A 21746-nucleotide genomic window follows, 5' to 3' on the forward strand; every position below is an offset into this window, starting at 1 on the left:
TTTACAATGCTACTCGTTGTTCTCCTGCTCTTTCTCCGTATATTGATCCTGGTCGCCGCCGTAAATAAAGTCTACTCCCGGCTCGAGGCCGGGGTGGTAGCTCGCTTCCTCCGTTAATTCTGCTTGGTTGCCCAACGTTTCGTAGTTATTCTCCGTCATCATCATTCTCCTTTTTTGGGAAAGTATGCGCGGATTTCATTAAAATTATGCAACTCACTGCCGCTTTATCCTTGCGAGCTGATTGGATGAATAGAGTATATAGGTTAAAGTCAACTTTAAGTCAACAGCACATCGGGAGCGCCTACCTGCTATTTTTCACCCTCCGCAAATTGATACTGATGAAATTCTATGTTAACAAAAAATTCATTTCCTTTTTACAGTGCACATACATAGATTTAATAAATTAAAGTTACTATGACTGTAGATTGAAAAACTATTATTTAGGGGAGAGATAGAATGTTCAAGAAAGCGGCGTTGTCGGTTATTTCCATCTTCACGGCTTTTTCATTGGCAGCATGCGGCACCACTCAAAATCAGGCATCCAGCCCAAGTCCAGCACAAGGAAGCGGTACGGCTGCCTCCGACAACAAGCAATCCAAGGTGGATACACTGGTGATAGCTTATCTTCCGAATGAGGCAAAAGAGGAACTGGCTGAATCCCGCCAAGGCTTAGCAAAGGACCTGGAAGCTGCTCTCCATGTAAAAGTAAAAGAATTTCTCGCAAGCGACTACAACGCAGCAATCGAGGCTATGAGAACAGGCAAAGCGGATATTGCGAACTTCGGACCCCTTTCCTACTCGCAGGCTCACGAGCGCGCAAAGGCAGAGGCTCTGGTGGCGCCGGCCCTTGACGGTAAAATAGAAAACAGCGGCTACTATTCCTACATTGTTGCCAATAAAAAGAACGACAAAATCAATGCGATCACCGATTTGAAAGGCAAGAAGTTCGCTTTCGTCGACGCAAATTCCACCTCAGGCAACCTGGTGCCTTCTTTTGAAATCCTCAAGGCTCTGAACGACAGCAAACTGACCTTCGAGGACCTGCATACCAATGGAAAGTTCTTTGAATCCGTCACCTTCTCCGGAGCGCACCAAAACGGACTGCAAGCCGTAGCCAAAGGAGATCTTGACGCCGCTCCGGTCGCTTCCGATATCTATGAGCGCGAGATTCAAGCCAAAAGAGTGGACGCGGAAGCCGTGAAAATCATTGCCAAGTCCTCCATGATTCCAGGTTCTCCGATAGCGATCCGCAGCGACCTGCCTGACGATGTGAAAAAATCAGTCAAAGATTTTCTCCTGAAATACGATAACGAAAAATATTTTACGAATTTCGTAGGCCAGAAGCCCGGACAAAAGATCCGTTATGCTTCGATCGACGATGCTGCATACAAAGATATCTACGAATTGAGGAAAAAGTTCGGTCTGTAATATGTCATGTGACAAACGAATATAGGGCAACAGGGCAAAGGGACATCCCCTTTGCCCTTTGTGCAGGAGGCGATGAAATTGAACAAACCTTTAATAATAGAGCATTTGACCAAATCCTACGGTCCGGGTGCGGCGGCCGTGCAGGATGTCAGCTTTCAACTGGGACAAGGTGAATTTGTGGCTATTATCGGGCCCTCGGGTGCCGGAAAGTCGACGATTCTAAGATGCATTAACCGTATGGTTGAGCCCACGGAGGGCAGGATCCTGTTCGAGGGACAAGACATCAGCCACATCCGGGGCCGAAAGATCCGGGAAGCCAGAAGGCGCATCGGAATGATTTTTCAGCACTACAACCTGGTTTATCGCCTGACCGTAATGCAGAATGTTATGCACGGACGGCTCGGCTACATGTCGACAATGGAAGGCGTGCTGAGCCGCTATAAGGAAGAAGATAAGCAGAAAGCTCTGAAGCTGCTGGAAAAAGTAGGCTTGCTGGAGTATATGTACAGGAGGGCCAGCGAGTTGTCCGGAGGCCAAAAGCAAAGGGTCGGCATAGTCCGCGCGCTTATGCAAGAGCCGTCCCTGCTTCTGTGCGACGAGCCGATTGCTTCCCTGGACCCTAACAGCTCGAAGGTGATTATGGATTTGATCCGCAATCTGACACAGGAATGGGATATCTCCTGCATTGTCAACCTTCACCAGGTTCACGTGGCCAAAGAATATGCAACCAGGATTATCGGCATACGCCAGGGGAGGCTCGTTTTTGACGGACCGCCTTCCAAGCTTACCAATCAAATGATTGAAGAAATTTATAATACTTCCATGGATAATCTGATGATCAACGAGGAGGTACAGGCCATTGTCTGAAAAGCCGAAACGCCTGCCTTTAGTTGGCCGCAGTGAAAAAAAGTACTACACCCTCGCGTTGATTCTCATCGTTGTTCTTTTTACGGCAGCTACTGCTTTTACGCAGTACAATCCTTTTGAAATTATAAAAGAACGCAGGGTTTTCTGGAACTTTATCTCCCAGGACTTTTGGCCTCCGGATATTATGAGAGTGCACGGGCTCTGGGAGGCGATGCTGCAGACCATAGAAATGGCGCTGGCGGCCACTTTTATAGCGTCCTGCTTCGCTTTTGTTTTTGCGTTTCTTGGCTCGAGTCTTACATCGCCTTCCCCGTGGCTTGCGAAAGCGGTACGCGCGATAGGTTCGTTTATGCGGAACATTCCTGTACTCGTCTGGTCTTTTATTCTTGTCGGGGCTTTCGGGATCGGTACTTCGGTAGGTTTGATCGCGCTTATGATTGAAACCTTCGGTTTTCTTCTCCGGACGTATATCGAAACGATAGATGAAGCAGGAACGGAAACATTAGAGGCGATGGACGCGACAGGGGCCAATTTCTTTCAAAAGCTGGCCCAGGGAGTAATTCCGGCTGTAATCCCGGGCTATATTTCCTGGTTTCTTTACTCCGTTGAGATTAACATCAGGGCGTCCACAATAGTAGGAATGGTCGGCGGAGGAGGAATCGGGCTTGTGCTGATGACCTATATCAAGTCTTTTAAATATCATGTGGCCGGCGCCATTATACTTTCTATCGCTGTCGTAGTTATTCTTGTGGACTTGACGACTAACTGGCTCAGAAAGAAGGTGCTCGTCTGATGAATGATTCATATGCACCTGATGTCCGGGATAATAATGATAAGTTTTCGCCCGGAAAGGCAAGCAGTTCTGGAAAGATCATCATAAACAATCCCGAATACGACCGTCCGTTAAATTTGTTCATGGCCATAATAGCAGTCATTTCGGTCGCCTCGATTTTAAGTCTGAATATTGAATGGATGAAGCTTCTGTCCCGTATGGGCAAGCTTGCGGGAGTGTTTGCGGATTTGTCGAAATTCGATTTCAGCAATATCGGGCTTGTGCTCACGGCGTTTGCCGAATCGGTGGCGGTCACCATTCTTTCCACTTTGTACAGCCTGGTCACCGGCCTTGTAATGGGCGCTTTCATGGCCAGGAATATCACTCCCAGCCGGAAGCTGGCCGCGGCACTTTCAGCTTATAATTCATTTATACGCGCCGTGCCTACTCCGGTGTGGGTTCTGCTCGCGCTTGCCTGCATCGGATTTGGCCCTGCGCCCGGCATTATCGGACTGTCTTTCCATGCGGCAGCATTCTTTGCGCGAGCGTTCGCGCAGTCTTTTGAAGAGGTCCCGCAGGATATTATCGAAGCGCTGCAGGCTACAGGAGCGGGTCGCATCCAGATTTTCTTCAGCGCGGTCCTGCCTGCGTCGATCACAGCCTTGATCGCATGGGGAGCGATGAGGTTTGAGATTAATTTTGCCGAATCCGCAATACTTGGAATGGTAGGCGGAGGGGGAATAGGTTATTCCATCGCCGCCAGTATGACCGGGTACCACTTCGGCCGCGCCGGCCTTGCGATCCTCATGGTGTTCGTGTTTGCTTACTCGCTTGAGCTCACATTTACTGCGATAAAACGAAGGATGAAGATTTGATTTTAAAAGTGATGCAGGATGAATCCGTCCTTCGTCACTTTTTTTCGTCTTATTAATTTATTAATATTCGTCTTACACTGCGTTAACCTTTCCAACTTGGCGACAAGTTACACTGTGTTCGTAAGCAGAAGGCAGCCCATTGCCGGTGAAGGTGTTCGGGAAGGAGGGAATCAGGTTTGATCGAAAAGCCCAATGGAAGGTCTTATTACTTGCAGCTCGCCGATTATCTGATCGAGAAAATCAAGTCCGGCGAGTTTGCCGCTGGAGAGAAGCTGCCTTCGGAAACGGAGCTCAGCCGCCAGTTCAACATTAACAGGTACACCGTACGGCAGGCGATGGCGCGGGTAACGAATTTGGGCTGGATTTCCACCCATAAAGGAAAAGGCTCTTATGTGGTACAGCGGCCGGAGACGATCTTATATAAGCTGTCGGCCCGCACCAGTTTTACGCAAAATATGCAGGGGATCGGCAGAAAACATACAGGCCGGCTGATACGTTGGCAGAAAATCGTGCCCAGCTCAGAAATCCGCCTCGTGCTGGATTTGGGGCCGGAAGAAAAAGTGTACGAGCTGGAAATTCTGCGGAGCATTGACGGGATCCCGCTGACGGTCGATACCTCCAATCTGCCGGAAAAGCTGATGCCGGGGTTGGAAGCGCATTTGGAGGATTTTACATCATTGACCAAAATCTTGAGTGAAGTTTACAATATCGAATCCATCCGTGTCTGGGAGCTGGTCGAAGCTTCACTCGTGAGGCCGGAGGACGCGTTGCTTCTCAACATGTCCGATGATTCCCCGGTTCTGCTGACCGAAAGGCTCTGCAGGACGGCCGAAGGCATACCGCTGGAGTTTGCTGTCGGACGCATGGCGAGCGGTTTCGGTAAAATTATGCTTGAATTTTCAAATAGCTGAATTACTGGGATATGTAAAAAGTTATAGAGTCAATCGAGAGGGAGAGGGCCATGGACGCAGACAAACGTACTGAATTGTTAAGCGGGTTGCCGCTTGAAGCGCTGGCGCCTTTGCTGGAATCGTTCCAGGCCGCCGGGAGCGTCGAGATGCTCAAGCCGCCGCAGGCGGGCCTGGCTATGATGCGGGCCGTGGAATCGGCGGAACAGGAAGTGTTCCATGTAGGGGAGCTGCTGGTAATGGAATGCACGGTGTCCGTGGATGGAGTGCTGGGATATGGGGCGGTGCTCGGCGGCGAGGAAGACCGCGCTCTGCTGTCCGCCATTGTAGATGCGGTGTCCACTGACCCGGACGAGAGCTGGAAGCCGCTGCTGCGCCAGCTGGATGAGCTGCTTGAGAGGGAGGAAGAAAACCGCAAGCGGGAACGGGCGGAGCAGTTCGCTTTGATTCGCCGTTCGCTGGTGCAGTTTGAAATGATGGACGACGAGAAGGAGGAGGAGAAAAAATGAGCCGCACTGCCTCTTACGATGAATCCATGTATACTCAAACTTTGTTCCGCGCACTGCTCGATGGCATGGCCAGGCCTGGCAAGGTGCAGAGCATGGAAGCGCCGACAATTCCTTCTCCTTACGCGAATGACCGATTTTTGATCGGCATCCTGCTTACGCTGTTGGATCAGGAAGTGACTTTAGCCATGGATGCGGCTGGAACGGAAACATCCCAATTTGTCCAATTGTATACTTTGGCGCGCAGAGCCGGATGGGAGTCGTGTGATTTCGCTGTGATAGACGGCGCGTCTCCGGTAGACCTCACTCTTTTGAAACGCGGAACGTTTACGTTTCCCGACGAGAGCGCAACCGTTATCTGCAGGGCCGGAGCTGTTTCGGACCGCCTGGAAGGGGCTCGCTCTTTGACAGCGCAAGGCGGGGCTGACTTTGCACAGGGCCAAGCCGATCAGCCGGGAGCGGGCGGTTCGATAAACCAATCCCTGCTCAAGCTGAATCTGGCCGGACCAGGGATTAAAGACAGCCGCACGCTGTATTTGTACGGAATCAAGGAACAATTTATCACTCAGCTGCAGGTGTGCAACATGGAATTCCCCTTGGGGATCGACCTGATTCTCTATGACGGGGACGGCCGTCTCTGCTGCATTCCGCGTACGACACAAATTCGGCTGGAGGGCAAATAGATGGCATACGCAGCTGTACGGGGCGGAAAAACCGCCATTGACGAAGCCGCCAGACTGGTGGAATACTTCCGGTTAAAAGGCGGCAGCAGTCCAATCGAAGTCAGGCAAATCCGGGAACAAATGCGTGCGGCGGTCGACCGGGTCATGGGCGAAGGATCGCTGTACGCCCCCGATCTCGCGGCCCTGGCGTTGAAGCAGGCGGAAGGGGACACGCTTGAGGCCTCGTTCCTGCTCAGGGCTTATCGTTCCACGCTGCCCCGCAACCTTTATACTCTGCCGATCGATACTTCGGAAATGCAGGTCATCCGCCGGATTTCCGCCGCTTTCAAGGATGTGCCGGGCGGGCAGTATTTGGGCCCTACGCGTGACTATACGAAACGGCTGCTCAATTTTGAATTGATGGAAGAGGATGAGGCTCATGTCCGGCGATTCATAGAGACCTACTTGAAAGGCCGTGATACCCTGCCGGAATACGCTTCCCAGGGAGCGGCCGAAGCATGGGGGGAGGGCCGGTCTTTTCCGAGAATGGTGGATTTGCTGCGCAGGGAAGGGCTGCTGGAGGATCGCGGCAGTGACAAAAGGCTGCAGGCTGAGAGCGTGGTCCAAGATATTCTTGAGAGTGCGGTCCACGGTGGCAGACGAGAGCAAGCGGTGGGAGCGGTCAACGGCGGTAGAAGAGAGCAAGCGGAGGGAGCGGTTCAAGCTGGCACACCACAGCAAGCGGGGAGTGTGGTAAACAGTGCGTTGAACACGCCTGCTCACGAAGCTGTGGAAGATATCACCCGCGCTTCGCTGAAGTTCCCCGCCTCCAGGGCGGCCAAGCTGCAGGCACTCGCGAGAGGCGAGACCGGAGCCATGATGGCGCTCGCTTATTCGAGCAACCGCGGGTACGGTCATGTCCATCCGACACTCGGAGAGCTGCGCGTCGGTTATGTACCGGTGCGTATTCCGCATCCACTTAAGGAAGGCAGCGCCATCACCATCGGAAGCGTGCTGGTGACGGAAGCGGAGATTATCGCCCGCATGGAGGAACGCACTGACGACCCGAAACCGAAATTTTCGCTCGGATACGGTTTGTGCTTCGGCCACAACGAGATCAAAGCGATCGCGATGGGTACGCTCGACCGGGCGATGGTGCCTGAGAACCCGCAGGCGCCGGCCGAAGATGAAGAGTTTGTGTTGTACCACATCGACGGCATTGAGGCATCCGGATTCGTTTCCCATTGGAAGCTGCCGCATTATGTCGATTTCCAGGCGGAGCTGCTCCGAGTCCGGTCGATCCAGGAAAGGGAAGGTGACGCGAATGGGTGACTACAACTACGGCTTCATCGACGAGAACAGCAAAAAGGAGATCCGCCGCAAGACGCTGAAGGCGGTGGCCATACCCGGATACCAGGTGCCGTTCGGTTCGCGCGAACTGCCCATCGCCCGCGGCTGGGGAACGGGGGGCCTGCAGCTCACGCTATCGATTGTGGGACAGGGTGACACCGTCAAGGTGATTGACCAAGGCTGCGACGATTCAGTGAATGCCTGCTCCCTGAGGGATTTTATCAGCGGGGTTACAGGGGTTGCCACGACTACGGACACGCTGAAAGCAAGCATCGTGCAGACGAGACACCGCATTCCGGAGGAGAGAATGACCGGGGAGCAGATCCTTGTATTCCAGGTGCCTTATCCGGAGACGCTCCGCTGGGTCGAACCAAGCGAACAGGAAACCCGGCGGATGCACGCGGAGCGGGATTACAGCAAAATGTGGGTGTTCCTCTACGAGGATATCGTCAAGTGGGGGGAAATCACACTTTCACACCGCTATCCGGTTCAAGTGAACGAACGCTACATCATGGACCCTTCGCCGATTCCCCGTTGGGATGTGCCCAAGCTGAACGAGGCGGAGACGCTGTTTCTGTTCGGGGCCGGCCGCGAGAAGCGGATTTACGCCATACCGCCTTTTACCAATGTCACTCCACTGCAGTTTGAGGATTACTATTTTTCCGTGGAGGACTTCAAAGGCAACTGCTGTTCCCACTGCGGAAGCACGGATTCTTACCTGGATGAAATTTTTGATAAAACCACGGGCGAACGCAGTTATACCTGCTCGGATACAAGCTACTGCATGAAAAGGCGCAACCAACAAGCCGGCGTCCCGGTGGAAATCGGAGGAAGATGGAATGGCTGAACCGGGTATTGAGCCGCTTGTGAAGGTACGTGATTTCAGCAAAATATACGGCCGGGGCTGTCCCCTCTGCACCGAGATGACCGGACCCGCGTACGAACGCAATATTTGCCCCGCCTGCGGTACCATCGTGGCCTGCTCCGGCGTCAGCTTCGATGTATACCCCGGGGAAATCATCGGCATTGTCGGCGAAAGCGGATCGGGCAAATCCACGCTGATCAAGGCGCTCTATTTTGACGAGGAGGCATCGGGCGGCGAAGTGCAGCTTTCGTGCTACGAGGACGGGAAGACGAATATCCTTTCTCTGAGCTCGCAGAAAAAAAGGTGGATCCGCAACCATCTGCTCGGGATCGTGTACCAAAACCCTCATATGGGCCTCAAGCTGGATTTTTCGAGCGGGGGCAACATTGCGGAGAAGCTGATAGCAGCGGATTGGTACAACGTGTCGAAGATTAGGGACAGGGCGAAATTCCTGCTGGAGAAGACGGAAATTCCGCTGCAGCGGATGGACGACAAGCCGAAGTACTTCAGCGGTGGTATGCAGCAGCGCGTGCAAATCGCCAAAGCGCTGGCGAACGATCCCCCGCTTCTGCTGCTCGACGAGGTAACGACGGGATTGGATGTTTCCGTGCAGGCCCAAATTCTCGACCTGATCCGCCAGATCCAACGGGAGCTCGGCATTACGATGATCGTCGTCTCCCATGATTTTTCCGTGATCAGGATGCTGACGGACCGGACCATTGTCATGAAGAACGGCCGGATCGTCGAACAGGGGCTGACCGACCAAGTGATGGAAGACCCGCAGCACCCTTATTCCCAACTGCTGATCAATTCGATGATTTGAGGTGCGAGATGAGTATACTTTTGAAAGCGGAGCATGTGAAAAAGGTGTTTACAATGCACCAATTCGGCGCCAGGCAGCTTGTCGGCTGCACTGATATTGATTTTGAACTGGAAAAAGGGGATTTCCTCGGCATCACAGGCCGCAGCGGAGCGGGAAAATCCACGATTCTGAAATGCCTCTACCGCACCTACCTGCCTACTGAGGGACGTATCTTGTTCGAGTCGGAGCAGTTCGGAACGGTGGACATTGCTTCGGCGTCGGAGCAGACGATCATCGCGCTCAGGAAGCGGGAGTTGGGCTATGTGTCTCAATTTCTTAACGTGCTGCCCCGCATCACGGCGCTTGACGTCGTTGCGCACGCGCTGGTCGAGACCGGCTGCGACCCTGCCGATGCGGACAGCCAGGCCCGCAAGATGCTGGAGCATTTTCAACTGTCGGAGACGCTGTGGGACGCCTATCCGAATACGTTCAGCGGAGGGGAGAAGCTTCGGTTGAATCTGGCCCGCGCGATGGTAAAACGTCCCCGGCTTCTGTTGCTGGACGAACCTACGGCCTCATTGGACGCCGGCTCGAAGCAGGCCGTAAAGGAGATCATCCTGACTTTGAAAGAGGCTGGAACGAGCATGGTCGGCATTTTTCACGATCTGGATTTTATGGAGAGCGTCGTCGACAGACAGCTGCGGATGGAGCAGGGACGGCTTATCCACGGGGAGGCTGGCGTATGCTGAAGCAGCGTGGTGTAACGGTTATACATGGGGGACGGATGATTCTTCCCCAAGCGGTGGTGAAGGGGGGGTTGGTGCTGGACGGAGGGCGGATCCTGGAAGTTATCCCCGGCGGGGTGCCGCAAGAATGGCTTGAGCGGGCGGACGCCGCGATTGATGCCGAAGGCATGTACGTGCTGCCGGGCATGATCGACATGCACTGCGACGCGGTGGAGAAGGAAGTCCAGCCCCGTCCGAATACGAGCTTTCCACTGGACCAGGCTTTCTATGAACTGGATAAAAAGCTGGCGGTAACCGGCATAACGACCATGTACCATTCTGTTTCCCTGGCTGATGGGGTCGGCGTACGCGACGATAAGCAGTGCCTGAACATCGTCTCCCGGTTTCAGGGAAAAGGCCGCCGGTCCATGATACGCCACAGGATTCACCTGCGCTACGAAGTAACGAATTTGACCGGGCTGCCCAAGGTGGAGCAGATGATCGAGGACGGGTTAATCAATCTGTTGTCTTACATGGACCATACGCCTGGGCAGGGCCAATTCGCGCGGCCGGGAACATACGAGGCTTATGTGGAGAAAACGTACGGCACGAACGGGGAGGAAGCGTCAGAGCTGATCGGCAAGCTGAAGGAATGGCAGCTGAAGGTGGACTGGGCCGCGTTGCGCGTGCTGGCTGAGAGGGCGCGGGACAAAGGGATCGCGCTGGCTTCCCATGACGATGATTCGCCGGCCAAGGTCGATTTCATGATGCAGTGCCCGCTGACGATCAGTGAATTTCCTGTGAACCTGGAAACGGCGATATACGCCAGGCAGATGGGCTTGCACACCGTCGTCGGAGCGCCGAATATCGTACGCGGAAGCTCGCACAGCAGCAACATGCGCGCTATGGACGCGGTGAAGGCGGGAGCGGCGGATATGCTGTGCTCGGATTACCATCCGCCTTCCATGCTGCCCGCCGTCTTCCGTATTGCGGAAGAGGGAATCGCTCTGCCTGACGCGGTACGGATGGTTACGATCAATCCTGCAGCAGCCCTGGGCATAGCGGGCGAAGCCGGTTCGCTGGAGGCAGGCAAGCAGGCGGACGTACTGCTGGTCGAAATGTTCGGCGGCTATCCGCTGATCCGGCAAACGATAGTGGGAGGTCGTACCGTCTACCGCTCGGAGTATCGGGAAGATGCGGTGGATGCGATAGCTGATCGGCACGCTGATGCTCAATCCGGAAAGGCTGCAATGGCGTCTGAAGACCACCAGGCACCTATGCCGCCGGGACGTGAGGGGGTCGCCCTGCAATGACGGAGCTGATCACAGCGGGAAAGGCAATCCGTGAACTGGAGCCTGAGAGCGATTGGCCTGACTACGCCGAACTTCTACGCGTTCTGCATGACGGCGAGATATCCTCCGGAGACGCCGCAAGCATACTGGAGCGTATTGCCCGGTACCCCTATTACAAGATCTTCCTGGCCGCACTTCCGGAATCCGGAGAAATTATCGGCACCTTTACCCTCATTGTGATTGATAATCTGGGACATGGTGGCGCCGGTTTTGCCGTTGTCGATAACGTTGTAGTGACGCAGGACCGTCACGGTCAGGGTATCGGGCGGTGGATGATGGAGCAGGCGATGGAACTCGCCAAGAAGCAGGGCTGTTATAAGCTGATGCTGTCAAGCAGTTTGAAGCGCGAGAGGGCGCACCGGTTTTATGAAGAGCTGGGCTTTGCCCGGCATGGGCACAGTTTTCTCATTGAATTGCAGCCTGACCTGAAAGGGAGGGAATGAAGATGAAAGCGGATCTCCATTGTCATACGCGCATTTCAGACAATTCATTTACAATCCGGGAGGTGATCGAACAGGCGCAGGCGAGCGGGATAGCTTGGCTGGCGATTACCGACCACGACACGACAAAAGGGCTGCAGGAGGCGATAGGGCTCGGTTCTTCGTACGAAGTGCATATTGTGCCGGGCATAGAGATATCCGCCTATGATAAGGAGCGGGGGTCGCGAGCTCATATTCTCGGACTGTACATCGAACCGGGACATCCGGCGCTTGCGTCTCTCTGCGATCCGATCGTGTCGCGCCGCCATGAGCTGTCGAAGCGGATGGTGGCCAAACTGCAGGCGGCAGGCTATGACATTTCCTGGGCACAGGTGCAGCGGTATGCTGAAGGAGGAACTGGCGTATATAAGCAGCACATCATGCATGCTCTGCTCGACGCAGGGTATACCGACGCCATCTACGGGCCGGTCTATAAGAGAATTTTTGCCCGGCCGGAGAACGGCCGTACAGCCGGTGCAGCCTATCTGCCGATGGAATATGTCGACGCGGTGGACGCCATCCGCGCGGTGCTCGAGGCCGGCGGGGTGCCGGTCCTCGCCCATCCCGGCCAATTCCGCAATTTTGACGCCGTTCCGGCTTGGGTCGATGCGGGACTGGCGGGCATCGAAGTAAGGCATCCGCTGCACAGTGCGGCCGATGAACGGTTCGCGCGCGAAATCGCTGCCCGCTATAATCTTATAGAGACTGCGGGCAGCGATTTCCACGGATTCTACGGAGAGAATCCGGACCTTTCCATCGGCAGCTATACCACCGGCGAAGCTGCTGTTTTAGCTCTACAGGCGCGTAAAGCGGCCATAGCGGGAGGCGGCAGCTGACCGCTTTTATCCGCAGCCGCAGGTGCTGCGCCGCAGGGGCTGTCCCGCAAGTGGTTATGTCCACTTGGACGCAGCTCTTTTTTTGTTTTATAGGAAATTATCATTTTCGGTTGCTGTGGATAAAGTGTCGATAATTTGTAACTGCTGAGTTACCTTCGATTACCTGGGCAGTTGCATGGATAAGTGTGCGTTTAAATACATTCGTCCACTGACAGATGTTTTTGCGCAAACCCCCCCGTTTCCTATGCAGTAGATCGCCTTTGCACCCCCCCGGCGTTATATCGTGTAGAATCGATCCAGTTTCAGCGATATTTCCCTTCTTTAGCGGTTTGACCGCCCGCGGTGCAGAGCCGCCACGCGCCGGAGAACCGCAAGTTGAAAAAATTAATGGAAATCATCCATATAATTTGAATTCGATATCAATAGAGCTGCATTTACCTGGAAAACCTCTATCAATATCAACTGTTATTTTAATAATTGACTGAGAAGGATTGAATTAACGGGTGGTTTTCCAGGTATTTGTATAGGAAAGCATTCAAACAAAGCAAATATCAGCATATTTTCCCGTTAATCTAAGCAATCCAGTATGCCGCGGGCCAGCACATACCGGACGACCCTTTCACCACTGCCGCATAAAGAAGGGAGAAGCCAGCCTTTTGCACATAAATTTCTTAACATCTTGACCGCTGTCCTATGATCGATCTCAAATCCAAGATGACTGCACAATGGGACTGTTTATCACTGGCACGAAAAGTACCACTTTGCCTCTAAAAAAAAAGACGACTCATTATTGAGCCGTCCATGCGAACCGCGGTTCCAGTGTATCAAGCTTACCCAACTTGAGGTTAATTTCCTGAAGCAAATCCAGCATTTGAGCGGTTTGCTCATCATCCAATTATACCACCTCTACGTTTAATTTTATCATGCTCGGACTGAGCCGCCAACGACTAATTTTCCGCCGGTCGCCAGGGTGCGGAATGAACGGTTACGGAATTTTATGTGCTTTCCTGAAGCTCAGCTCAGCCTCTTCTTTCTGCACGCTGCAGTGGAGTAGCGTTTTTTCGCGCGGGACAGTATATTGGAATAAGAGCATAAAATTCATATGACATTAGAAGACAGGATGGGTGATGGACCAATGATACATATGCCAAAAAAATCCTTTGTCTTGGAATTGCTTCCTTTTATATCGGTATTATTTCTTGTGGAGTTTGTCAGGGGGGCCTTCCTGGTCTCGTTTTTGCCTACATACGCTGTCGATCAATTGGGGTTTACCGTGGCAGCCGTCGGGATCGCCGTATCGGTCCATTATTTGTTTGACACTTTCGTGAAATCCGTTGCAGGTTACCTGTTGGATCGGCTTTCGATTAGGCTTATAATAAATACAGGTTTGTTAATATCATTAATCGGATTGTACGCTATGAAGAACGCTTTCCAATTATGGCTGTTAATCGCGGCGGCCGCTTTGTTCGCTATCGGCATATCTCCGATTTGGCTCATCTGTCTAAGCAAAGTGACCTCGCAGCACCGCGCCGCGCAGATGGGCATATTATATACCTTCTGGCTGGTCGGATTGGGCTCCGGCCCTGTAATCATGAACTTTGTGATTGATAAAAGCTACAACCTCTCCTACTGGCTCATGATTGGATTGTGGGCGGCTGCGTGGCTCTTGTCGTTAAGGATTAACAACCGTACGGAATCGATACCGGAGACGATTGCCCTCGGCAAGCAGCTGTCCATGCTTTGGGAGCGGCTGAGCGGTCTTGGGTCATTGCTGCCTGGCATGATTCTGCAAACGGCGGCCGCAGGGATTCTGGTGCCCGTCCTGCCCGGTTTTGCTTCAAAAAAGCTCGGGCTGCATTATTCCCAATATTCATACCTTTTACTCATAGGCGGCGTTTTTACTGTTATTTTTTTGATACCGATGGGTAAATTGTCTGATAAGTGGGGACGAAAATGGTTTCTGATTCTGGGCTTTACCGGTTTTTCCGTCTCCCTTTTCAGCCTGACCTTCGTCTCTACACTGTGGCAGGCTTTAGCGAGTGCGGCCGTGCTCGGTTTTTCTTATTCGGCTGTGCTTCCCGCCTGGAACGCTCTTCTGGCACAGTATGTCCCGCAGGAGCAGCAGGGAACGGGATGGGGGGTTTTCTCCAGCGTGGAAGGGATTGGCGTTGTGATCGGCCCCATCATCGGCGGATGGCTGGCCGACCGTTATCACGAAGGTGTTTCCATCTGGGTAAGCGCCGTTATCCTGGGATGTATCGCTCTTTATTATCTTCTGTTCCCGCCTAACGGTGCATGGAAAAAGCTAGGCACTTAACTTGGGAAGGAGCATGAATGTCATGAATCACATTGTCAAAGTCATCATTATTTTATTGACTATTTATGCCATTATTCCCACTCTCCTCATACGTATATTCGGCTTCGGCGTCTTTAGAAAGGGTAAAAACAGCCCGGGGATCGCATTAACTTTCGACGACGGCCCGGACCTTGAATTTACACCTCGTCTACTTGACCTCCTGGCACGCTATAAAATCAGGGCTACGTTCTTTGTCCTCGGGTCGAAGGCCGAACGGCTTCCGGAGATCATCCAACGTATGCATAACGAAGGTCATCTGATCGGAGTCCATAATTATATGCATTGGTCTAACGCCATCATGTCTCCCTGGAAGGTGAGAAAACAGTTAGACCACTCGGTGCATATTATCGAACAGATTATCGGGAAAAGGCCGGTCTACTACCGTCCACCTTGGGGAGTGATCAACTTGTTCGATTTCCTTCTGTTAAAAAGGTTTCGCATGGTGCTCTGGTCGATTATCGTCGGAGACTGGAACAGCAGGGGCGGGAAGGATAAAATCGGGCAAAGATTACTTTCTCAGCTGAGGGATGGGGCAGTTATCCTTCTTCATGACAGCGGGCAAACCCTCGGCGCCGATCAGGATGCTCCCAGGCATATGCTTGAAGCATTAGAGGAGTTCCTGGAGCAAACCTCTCTGCAGGGATATTCATTTGTTACGATTGACGAGAAAATCAGAGTGGAAGTGCGGAACGGACAGAAAGCTTTAAGCTGGCAAAAAAGGCTGCTGGTAGCGGTTTGGCTGAAGTGGGAGCACTTATTTCATATCTTGTTTAAAGTAAAGCCAATCGATCCGGAAAACTTGATTTTGCAGAGCAGGCTGTGTACATACCGCGGAAAAACCATTGTGCTGGAGGATGGGGAACAACTGCGCAAAGGGGACCGGGTCGTCGAGCTTCATCTGAATAACGAAATGCTGTTCAAAATGGCCAGAGAGGCCCGTTCGATGGTACAGCTTGCGGTCCAGATGAAAAGGGCGGTACAGGTGCTGATGCCCAAAATCGAAGAATGGATCTTCAAAAATCCCAACTATGGGGAGATCAAAGGAGTTTACGGCATTACAATGGTTTACCGGGGCACCAGGCAGCTAGGATTTACCGTTGCCGATTTATCCAAAGGGATGTTTTATTTCTTTACCCGGCTTTACTTGCATCTCTTGCTTTCTATCATCCACCCTATGGGCAGAAAAAGATTGGAAGTCAAAGGCGACCTTCTGACTCCCAAGGTGGTGGCTATTTCGGTTAAGGAGCTGAGGAGAATCTATCGGCCGGAGCAGGAGCAGGAAATCACGGCGCCGGCGCAGACTGTTCCATCTTTCTCCGGTTATGAAGAGAGAGTGTGCCAGTAGTTTAAGAGAGGAGGCCTTCTGATGACAAATCGCACACCACGGATTCTTATTCTCACCGCCTCCTATGGAGATGGGCATTGGCAGGCGTCCTGGGCGCTGGAACAGGCTTTTCATAGTCAGGGAATCGAGGACATCCGGATCATGGATCTGATGGAAGAAGCTCATCCTTTACTGAACGGGCTTTCCGCATGGTTATACAAAAAAAGCCCTCTGTTGTCCAGGTTCGGCCTCGATTATTACGGTTGGAGCTACTATCTCACTCGGGAACGGAAGCATCTCGGCCCGCTGTATAAATATTTCAATTTTCTTGGTAGAAACAAATTGTTGGAAGAAATCCGGAATGAGCGCCTCGATGCTATCGTCAGCACATTTCCGTTCGGCGCCGCTCCTCAGGTTTGCCGCGATTCGGCGATTCGCACCTATACCGTGATTACCGATTACGCACTGCATGCTCGCTGGCTTCATCCTTTTACGGACAAGTACTATGTTGCAACGGAGGAGCTTAAGGAGCAGATCGTGAACAGGGGAGTTCCCCGAAACTGCATTGAGGTGAGCGGCATTCCGATCAGGGAAGCGTTTTATGAGGAAGAGCCTTTACGGGGGAACGGATTCAGCGAATCGTTGGACATGAAGCGGCAGACCGTTCTCCTACTGGCCGGCTCCTTTCATGTGGATAGAGAGATCATAGAAACGGTGAATGCGATACTAGCGCTCGGCGGGTGCCAGCTGGCGGTCGTTTGCGGCCGGAACGAAAAGCTCCGCATGAAGCTGAGAGAGCATTGCCCGGCCCAGCCGGACCTCCATATCTTCGGATTTGTCGAAAATATGCATGAATTAATGGCGGTCTCCACCTGTATAGTAACGAAAGCCGGAGGGCTCACGCTGTCGGAGGCGCTGGTCTTGCGGATTCCGCTGTTTATATTCAGGCCGTTCGGCGGGCAGGAAAGAGAGAACGCTTTGTTCTTCCAGCGCAAGGAGATGGCTTTCCTCTCGGGCAGCATAGGCGAGCTGGCGGCTCAAATCGGCAGATTTCTGTCGGATCCCTCTTATGCGGAAGAAGTCAAACGCAGGATGGAGCCGCTGTCGAAGCGGCAGGGGGCCGAATTCATCGTGAGGGATATACTTGGTACTTTGCAGGAGGGAGTGTCCGGGACAGTCACTGAGCACAGCGTGAAGCAGGGAGCCAGTCCCGATTATAGTGTGTAGGCAAATCTCAGAACACTTTAATCCTACCGTAAAATTTTCTATGATAGAATAGACAGGAATAGCTGATATACGAGGAGGGTACATATGAAATTTCTGCTGGCTCCAGACTCTTTTAAAGGTACGATTACGTCTCAACAGGCGATAGAGCTGCTGCAAGAATCCGCAATCAAGCATTTTCCCGATGCGCAGTTTCTGCAGGTTCCAGTGGCGGACGGCGGAGAAGGAACCGTGGAAAGCCTGGTGTGGGCAACCGGAGGCCAGATTCGCACCGTTGCGGTGACGGATCCTTTAGGAAGGCCTGTTCAGGCTAACTACGCGGTGACGCCGGATAACAAGGCGATTATCGAGATGGCCAAAGCGTCCGGCCTCCCGCTGCTTGCTCCCGAGGAACGCAATCCGCTGCTTACCACTTCCTATGGCACGGGGGAGCTGGTGAAGGCCGCTTTGGATGAGGGTATACGCGACTTTTATATAGCCTTGGGCGGCAGTGCGACGAACGAAGGAGGAACGGGCTTCGCCCAGGCGCTGGGCGTCAAGTTCCTCGACAGGCATGGCAAATCGATCGGCATGGGGATTGGAAGAAGGATCAAGCAGATTCACCGAATCGATAGGGACGGAGTGGATCCCCGAATCCTCGAGAGCAAGATCACCGTCATCTGCGATGTGAACAACCCGCTGACCGGTCCGGACGGCGCGACTTATATTTACGGGCCGCAGAAGGGAGCGACGCCCGGCATGCAGGTAGAGCTCGAGTCCGGCATGATGCATTATGCGAATGTCATCCAGCGTGAGTTCGGGGTGGATATAACGGAAATGGCGGGAGCCGGCGCTGCCGGGGGCTTAGGCGCTGCCTTAGTCGTCTTCTTTAAAGCGCAGCTTAAGCCAGGGATTGACGCGGTCCTGGATTTTGTGCGGTTTGACGATTTGCTGCACGATGTCGATCTGGTGATCACGGGGGAAGGGTGCATAGACGGGCAATCCGTTTTCGGCAAAGCGCCTATTGGTATTGCCGCCCGCGCCAAGAAGCACAATATCCCCGTAGTGGCGATGGCGGGCATCATGGGACAAGGCGCCGAAGCGGTATATCAACACGGCATTGACAGCATTATGGTGACGGTGAACAGGACCATGGGTCTAGATGAAGCTTTGGCCAGGTCGGTCGAGCTCTTCCGTGACGCTTCCGATAGAATGTTCCGCATGCTGAAGGTCGGGATGTGTTTGAACGGTGAGTGAGGCTGTCATAGATGGGGATTGGTCCGATGTTAAGTATCGACTTGAGATACTGTTGCAACGTTCACCCGCTTAAATTGTCGCGGCAAACTGCGGCAAACCTGGGTTGCTTCGAAATTTATGCGTATAATCGGCTGGGGGCCAGGAAATAGTAATCTTTGGCAGTAAAAACAATTCAAGGAGTGAACCCCAATGCCGTACGGCGCGCACGAAACGATGGAAGTGCATGAGATTTTGATGGAGAAAATCAATGCGATTACCCATTTCAACCTTTACGCGAAAGAAACGCAAAACCCGCAGCTGCAGGACATGATCGCACGCCACCAGCAGGAGGAGATCCTGTCGTATAATGAAATTGTGGCATACATACGAGAAAACAAAGGGTTTTCCCCGATTCCGCCTAATACGGACATCAAAGGGGTCAGCGAGCAGCAGATTCAATACGGCTTGAACAAACCGCCGCAGTTTGCGCCGCAGTCCGACGCCTCATTGAGCGACGAAGAGATTGCGATCGCTATGCTGTTGTGCCATAAAAACGGTGCCCGGAATGCTGCTTGGGCTTCCCTGGAGTGCGCCGATCCCAATCTGCGCCGGATGCTGCAGAACAGTTCGGCATCCTGCGCCAATCAGGCGTACGAGGTGTTCCTGTTGATGAATGAGCAGGGATTGTACCAGGTTCCGACATTGAAAAACCAGACTGCCGAAACGTTCCTTCACAGCTACCAGCCGGCAAACGAAGCTCTTGAGGCCCAATACGCGGAACAAGCCGGGGGTAACGCAGGGTACGGCGGACAAGCAGCAGGATTTGCGAGCCAATCCAGTGGTAACATAGGATATGCCGGACAAACGGCGGGATATCTGAACCAATCCGGAAGAAACATGGGATTCAGCGGACAAAGTGCGGCGTATGCCAGCCAATCCGGACGAAGTATGGGATATGGTGAACAAATGCCGGGCTACGCAGGCCAATCCGCTTACGGCAACGAAAATTATGCCAACCCGAACATGGCCGGCAGCGGCAGTATGATGAGCAGTAGTCTGAATGCAGGTTCCAGAAAAAGCGTCCTGTACGGCGATTCCGCGCAGTACGGAGGAATGCAGGGATATGGAGCTTCTACATATCCGACCGCAGGCCGCGGCGGTTCCTCCGCCCAGAACCAGGCAAGCCGCGCTTCGGTGTATGGCAACCCGAACGCACAAGGCTCGATGCCGCAGTAATCAGTCAAACATCAATAATTGAACTCACAGCAGGCTGCCGGCGGACTCCGCCTGGCAGCCTTAAACGTAATCAGGAGGTTATTCGTATGCAGCCATATTCGCAAAAGCCGCAGCAAGGAATGAGCTTACAGCAAATGCCTTTAAGCACTCAAGAGCCAAACAGAAATTGGGGAGACTTTTCCTCGCAGGCAGCGATGCCGCAAAATCCGGCGGGTGATGATAATCTGCACCAAGCGCTGGAGCGGGCAGGCGCAGGCAACTTTGCGCAGCAATTGCAGCAAATCGCTCAGCAGCTTCAATTTTTAATGGAACGTCTCCATTACGCACAGAATCAAGTACAAACCCAAGCGCAAGCACAGCTTCGCGAGTTTCAGCAAATCCAGCAGGAGATAGCCATGGCCGTGCAGCAGCTGCAGCAAGCTCAAATGTCCGCCGGCACTCAGCCAAACATGAGGCAATAACGACAACCAGGTTAACGCTCAACGAAGTAGATCGAGGACAGATCGCCGCAGGCAGTCTGTCCTTCTGTTTTTATCGGCGTCAAGATTGCCCACGTCAAGAGACAAATATAAAAAGAGGAGAAAGATTTAAGAGTTCGAAAAATACCTTTATAATGATATAATAACCTGAGACGAAAATGGCCGGTTCGGTTACAACAGTGTGATTTTAACTTCAAAGGTGAGATGAATGGCGCAAAGCAACATTGGCATGAAAACAAACGCGGTCCAGGCAAGGGATGAATTGAGTTTTTTAACAGGGGTAAAAGACTGCGTCCCCACGTTATTGGGATATCTAAGCATCGGATTTGCGGCAGGGGTGGTCGAGAAAACGGCAGGGCTCAGCATACCTGAAATTGCCTTGCTGTCGCTGCTGCTTTATGCCGGGTCCGCACAGTTTATATTTGCGGGAATGTTTGCGGCGAGCAGCCCGGCTTTTTCTATTATTTTTACTATCTTTTTTGTAAATATCCGGCATCTGCTGCTGAGTGCGGCGGTGTCTCCCTTTTTTCGGAATTATTCGCCTCTGAAAAATATGCTGATAGGCTCTCAGCTGACGGACGAGACTTTCGGTGTGGCGATCTACCGTTTAACCAACGAAATGCACAATAAAGATAAATGGATGCTCGGCCTGAACATTACAGCCCATATCAATTGGTTTGCTGCGAATATAGCCGGGGCTTTTTTAGGAGCGTGGATCCCTTCACCTGAAAAATACGGTCTCGATTTCGCTTTGCCGGCCATGTTCATCGGACTTCTCGTGCTGCAATTCATAAGCCGCAAGAAAGTGATTCTGGATTTGCTCGTTGTCGCGGGAGCGGTCGCGTTATTTGTAGCCTTCAGCTTTGTTTTATCAGGATACATCGCCGTTATTGCGGCCACTGTTTTAGCAGCATGTCTGGGGATGGTGTTGGAAAAATGGAAATAAGACAGCAGGTTCTTTGGATTATTATAGGCACAGCTCTTGTCACGTTCATTCCGAGGGTTCTTCCGCTGGTTGTTTTTAGCCGTATTCAGCTGCCGAACTGGGCGCTTCGCTTCCTGAATTTTGTGCCGGTTGCAGTAATGGCAGCGCTGGTCGCACAGGAGTTATTAACTTACAACAATAAAATGGTGCCTCTTGTCCATAACGAGAAATTATTGGCTTTAATTCCAACGTTTGTGGCGGCAATCTTGACGAGGAGCCTGTTATGTACCGTTGTGGCGGGGATTCTGTCTATGATGGCGCTCAGGTTGGCGTTTTGACGGCATATCGTTGTTAATGCGGGAAGTGTCGTATATTGAATGGTAAAACACCATCGATCAGTCGATGGTGTTTTTGAGTTCGTCTTATCCTAAATCGTGGAGCGCCGGCCATTTAAATTCCAGTATATGGTATACTAATTAAACGCAAAAGGTGTGTCGATCATTGATGTGAACCTATTTAAAGGAGGATTCTTTATGGATAAGTCTTCTCTCTATTCGGTC

General features: G+C 52.5%; 23 protein-coding genes. 22 read left to right on the top strand and 1 reads right to left on the bottom strand.

The window, feature by feature from the left end; genetic code table 11:
- Positions 1-9: 9 nt before the first annotated feature.
- On the bottom strand, positions 10-165 hold the full coding sequence (locus ACZ5N7_RS17765; RefSeq protein WP_464655951.1) for a hypothetical protein: 156 nt from the start codon (positions 163-165) through the stop codon (positions 10-12).
- Positions 166-456: 291 nt separating this feature from the next.
- On the opposite strand from ACZ5N7_RS17765, the gene ACZ5N7_RS17770 reads away from it, so the two are divergent.
- The 22 genes from ACZ5N7_RS17770 to ACZ5N7_RS17875 all read left to right on the top strand — a co-directional run bounded on the left by ACZ5N7_RS17770 (position 457) and on the right by ACZ5N7_RS17875 (position 21524).
- Positions 457-1428 carry a phosphate/phosphite/phosphonate ABC transporter substrate-binding protein gene (locus ACZ5N7_RS17770; RefSeq protein WP_464655952.1) on the top strand — a complete coding sequence of 324 codons (972 nt, stop codon included), beginning with the start codon at positions 457-459 and terminating at the stop codon, positions 1426-1428.
- A gap of 72 nt (positions 1429-1500) precedes the next feature.
- A complete protein-coding gene (phnC, locus tag ACZ5N7_RS17775) occupies positions 1501-2295 on the top strand; it encodes a phosphonate ABC transporter ATP-binding protein (RefSeq protein WP_464655953.1) in 795 nt (264 codons plus the stop codon).
- Entirely contained in the window at positions 2288-3088 is an 801-nt protein-coding gene (gene phnE / locus ACZ5N7_RS17780) for a phosphonate ABC transporter, permease protein PhnE (protein WP_464655954.1), read from the top strand. The genes phnC and phnE overlap by 8 nt, the downstream gene beginning before the upstream one ends.
- On the top strand, positions 3088-3942 hold the full coding sequence (locus ACZ5N7_RS17785; RefSeq protein WP_464655955.1) for a PhnE/PtxC family ABC transporter permease: 855 nt from the start codon (positions 3088-3090) through the stop codon (positions 3940-3942). Before phnE ends, ACZ5N7_RS17785 begins: the two co-directional genes overlap by 1 nt.
- A gap of 176 nt (positions 3943-4118) precedes the next feature.
- Positions 4119-4853 (top strand): GntR family transcriptional regulator, encoded by a 735-nt coding sequence (locus ACZ5N7_RS17790; protein WP_464655956.1) that lies wholly within the window; start codon positions 4119-4121, stop codon positions 4851-4853.
- A 50-nt stretch (positions 4854-4903) separates the two neighbouring features.
- A complete protein-coding gene (gene phnG / locus ACZ5N7_RS17795) occupies positions 4904-5359 on the top strand; it encodes a phosphonate C-P lyase system protein PhnG (RefSeq protein WP_464655957.1) in 456 nt (151 codons plus the stop codon).
- Positions 5356-6039, top strand: a complete 684-nt coding sequence (gene phnH / locus ACZ5N7_RS17800) for a phosphonate C-P lyase system protein PhnH (RefSeq protein WP_464655958.1) — start codon at positions 5356-5358, stop codon at positions 6037-6039. Before phnG ends, phnH begins: the two co-directional genes overlap by 4 nt.
- Positions 6040-7350: a carbon-phosphorus lyase complex subunit PhnI gene (locus tag ACZ5N7_RS17805; RefSeq protein ID WP_464655959.1), complete on the top strand. Its 1311-nt coding sequence runs from the start codon at positions 6040-6042 to the stop codon at positions 7348-7350. It begins immediately after the preceding gene.
- On the top strand, positions 7343-8215 hold the full coding sequence (locus ACZ5N7_RS17810) for an alpha-D-ribose 1-methylphosphonate 5-phosphate C-P-lyase PhnJ (RefSeq protein ID WP_464655960.1): 873 nt from the start codon (positions 7343-7345) through the stop codon (positions 8213-8215). Before ACZ5N7_RS17805 ends, ACZ5N7_RS17810 begins: the two co-directional genes overlap by 8 nt.
- Complete coding sequence (locus tag ACZ5N7_RS17815; protein ID WP_464655961.1) at positions 8208-9056, top strand: ATP-binding cassette domain-containing protein; 849 nt, start codon at positions 8208-8210, stop codon at positions 9054-9056. The genes ACZ5N7_RS17810 and ACZ5N7_RS17815 overlap by 8 nt, the downstream gene beginning before the upstream one ends.
- Before the next feature lie 8 nt (positions 9057-9064).
- Positions 9065-9784 carry a phosphonate C-P lyase system protein PhnL gene (gene phnL / locus ACZ5N7_RS17820; RefSeq protein ID WP_464655962.1) on the top strand — a complete coding sequence of 240 codons (720 nt, stop codon included), beginning with the start codon at positions 9065-9067 and terminating at the stop codon, positions 9782-9784.
- On the top strand, positions 9778-11073 hold the full coding sequence (locus ACZ5N7_RS17825) for an alpha-D-ribose 1-methylphosphonate 5-triphosphate diphosphatase (RefSeq protein ID WP_464655963.1): 1296 nt from the start codon (positions 9778-9780) through the stop codon (positions 11071-11073). Before phnL ends, ACZ5N7_RS17825 begins: the two co-directional genes overlap by 7 nt.
- The gene (locus tag ACZ5N7_RS17830; protein WP_464655964.1) at positions 11070-11555 is read left to right on the top strand and encodes a GNAT family N-acetyltransferase; all 486 of its coding nucleotides are present in this window, start codon (positions 11070-11072) and stop codon (positions 11553-11555) included. The genes ACZ5N7_RS17825 and ACZ5N7_RS17830 overlap by 4 nt, the downstream gene beginning before the upstream one ends.
- A 2-nt stretch (positions 11556-11557) precedes the next feature.
- Positions 11558-12427 (top strand): PHP domain-containing protein, encoded by an 870-nt coding sequence (locus tag ACZ5N7_RS17835; RefSeq protein WP_464655965.1) that lies wholly within the window; start codon positions 11558-11560, stop codon positions 12425-12427.
- A 1135-nt stretch (positions 12428-13562) separates the two neighbouring features.
- Positions 13563-14744, top strand: coding sequence for an MFS transporter (locus ACZ5N7_RS17840; RefSeq protein ID WP_464655966.1), 1182 nt, complete (start codon positions 13563-13565; stop codon positions 14742-14744).
- Positions 14745-14766: 22 nt separating this feature from the next.
- On the top strand, positions 14767-16128 hold the full coding sequence (locus ACZ5N7_RS17845) for a polysaccharide deacetylase family protein (protein WP_464655967.1): 1362 nt from the start codon (positions 14767-14769) through the stop codon (positions 16126-16128).
- Positions 16129-16149: 21 nt separating this feature from the next.
- Entirely contained in the window at positions 16150-17334 is a 1185-nt protein-coding gene (locus ACZ5N7_RS17850) for an MGDG synthase family glycosyltransferase (RefSeq protein WP_464655968.1), read from the top strand.
- Positions 17335-17418: 84 nt separating this feature from the next.
- Positions 17419-18567 (top strand): glycerate kinase, encoded by a 1149-nt coding sequence (locus ACZ5N7_RS17855; RefSeq protein WP_464655969.1) that lies wholly within the window; start codon positions 17419-17421, stop codon positions 18565-18567.
- A 189-nt stretch (positions 18568-18756) separates the two neighbouring features.
- A complete protein-coding gene (locus ACZ5N7_RS17860) occupies positions 18757-19782 on the top strand; it encodes a spore coat protein (RefSeq protein ID WP_464655970.1) in 1026 nt (341 codons plus the stop codon).
- Between the two features lie 86 nt (positions 19783-19868).
- A complete protein-coding gene (locus tag ACZ5N7_RS17865) occupies positions 19869-20243 on the top strand; it encodes a hypothetical protein (protein ID WP_464655971.1) in 375 nt (124 codons plus the stop codon).
- A 226-nt stretch (positions 20244-20469) separates the two neighbouring features.
- The gene (locus ACZ5N7_RS17870; protein WP_464655972.1) at positions 20470-21207 is read left to right on the top strand and encodes an AzlC family ABC transporter permease; all 738 of its coding nucleotides are present in this window, start codon (positions 20470-20472) and stop codon (positions 21205-21207) included.
- Positions 21198-21524 (top strand): AzlD domain-containing protein, encoded by a 327-nt coding sequence (locus ACZ5N7_RS17875; RefSeq protein WP_464655973.1) that lies wholly within the window; start codon positions 21198-21200, stop codon positions 21522-21524. The genes ACZ5N7_RS17870 and ACZ5N7_RS17875 overlap by 10 nt, the downstream gene beginning before the upstream one ends.
- Positions 21525-21746 lie beyond the last annotated feature (222 nt).

It is taken from the genome of Paenibacillus sp. JCM 18996 (genome assembly GCF_055392555.1).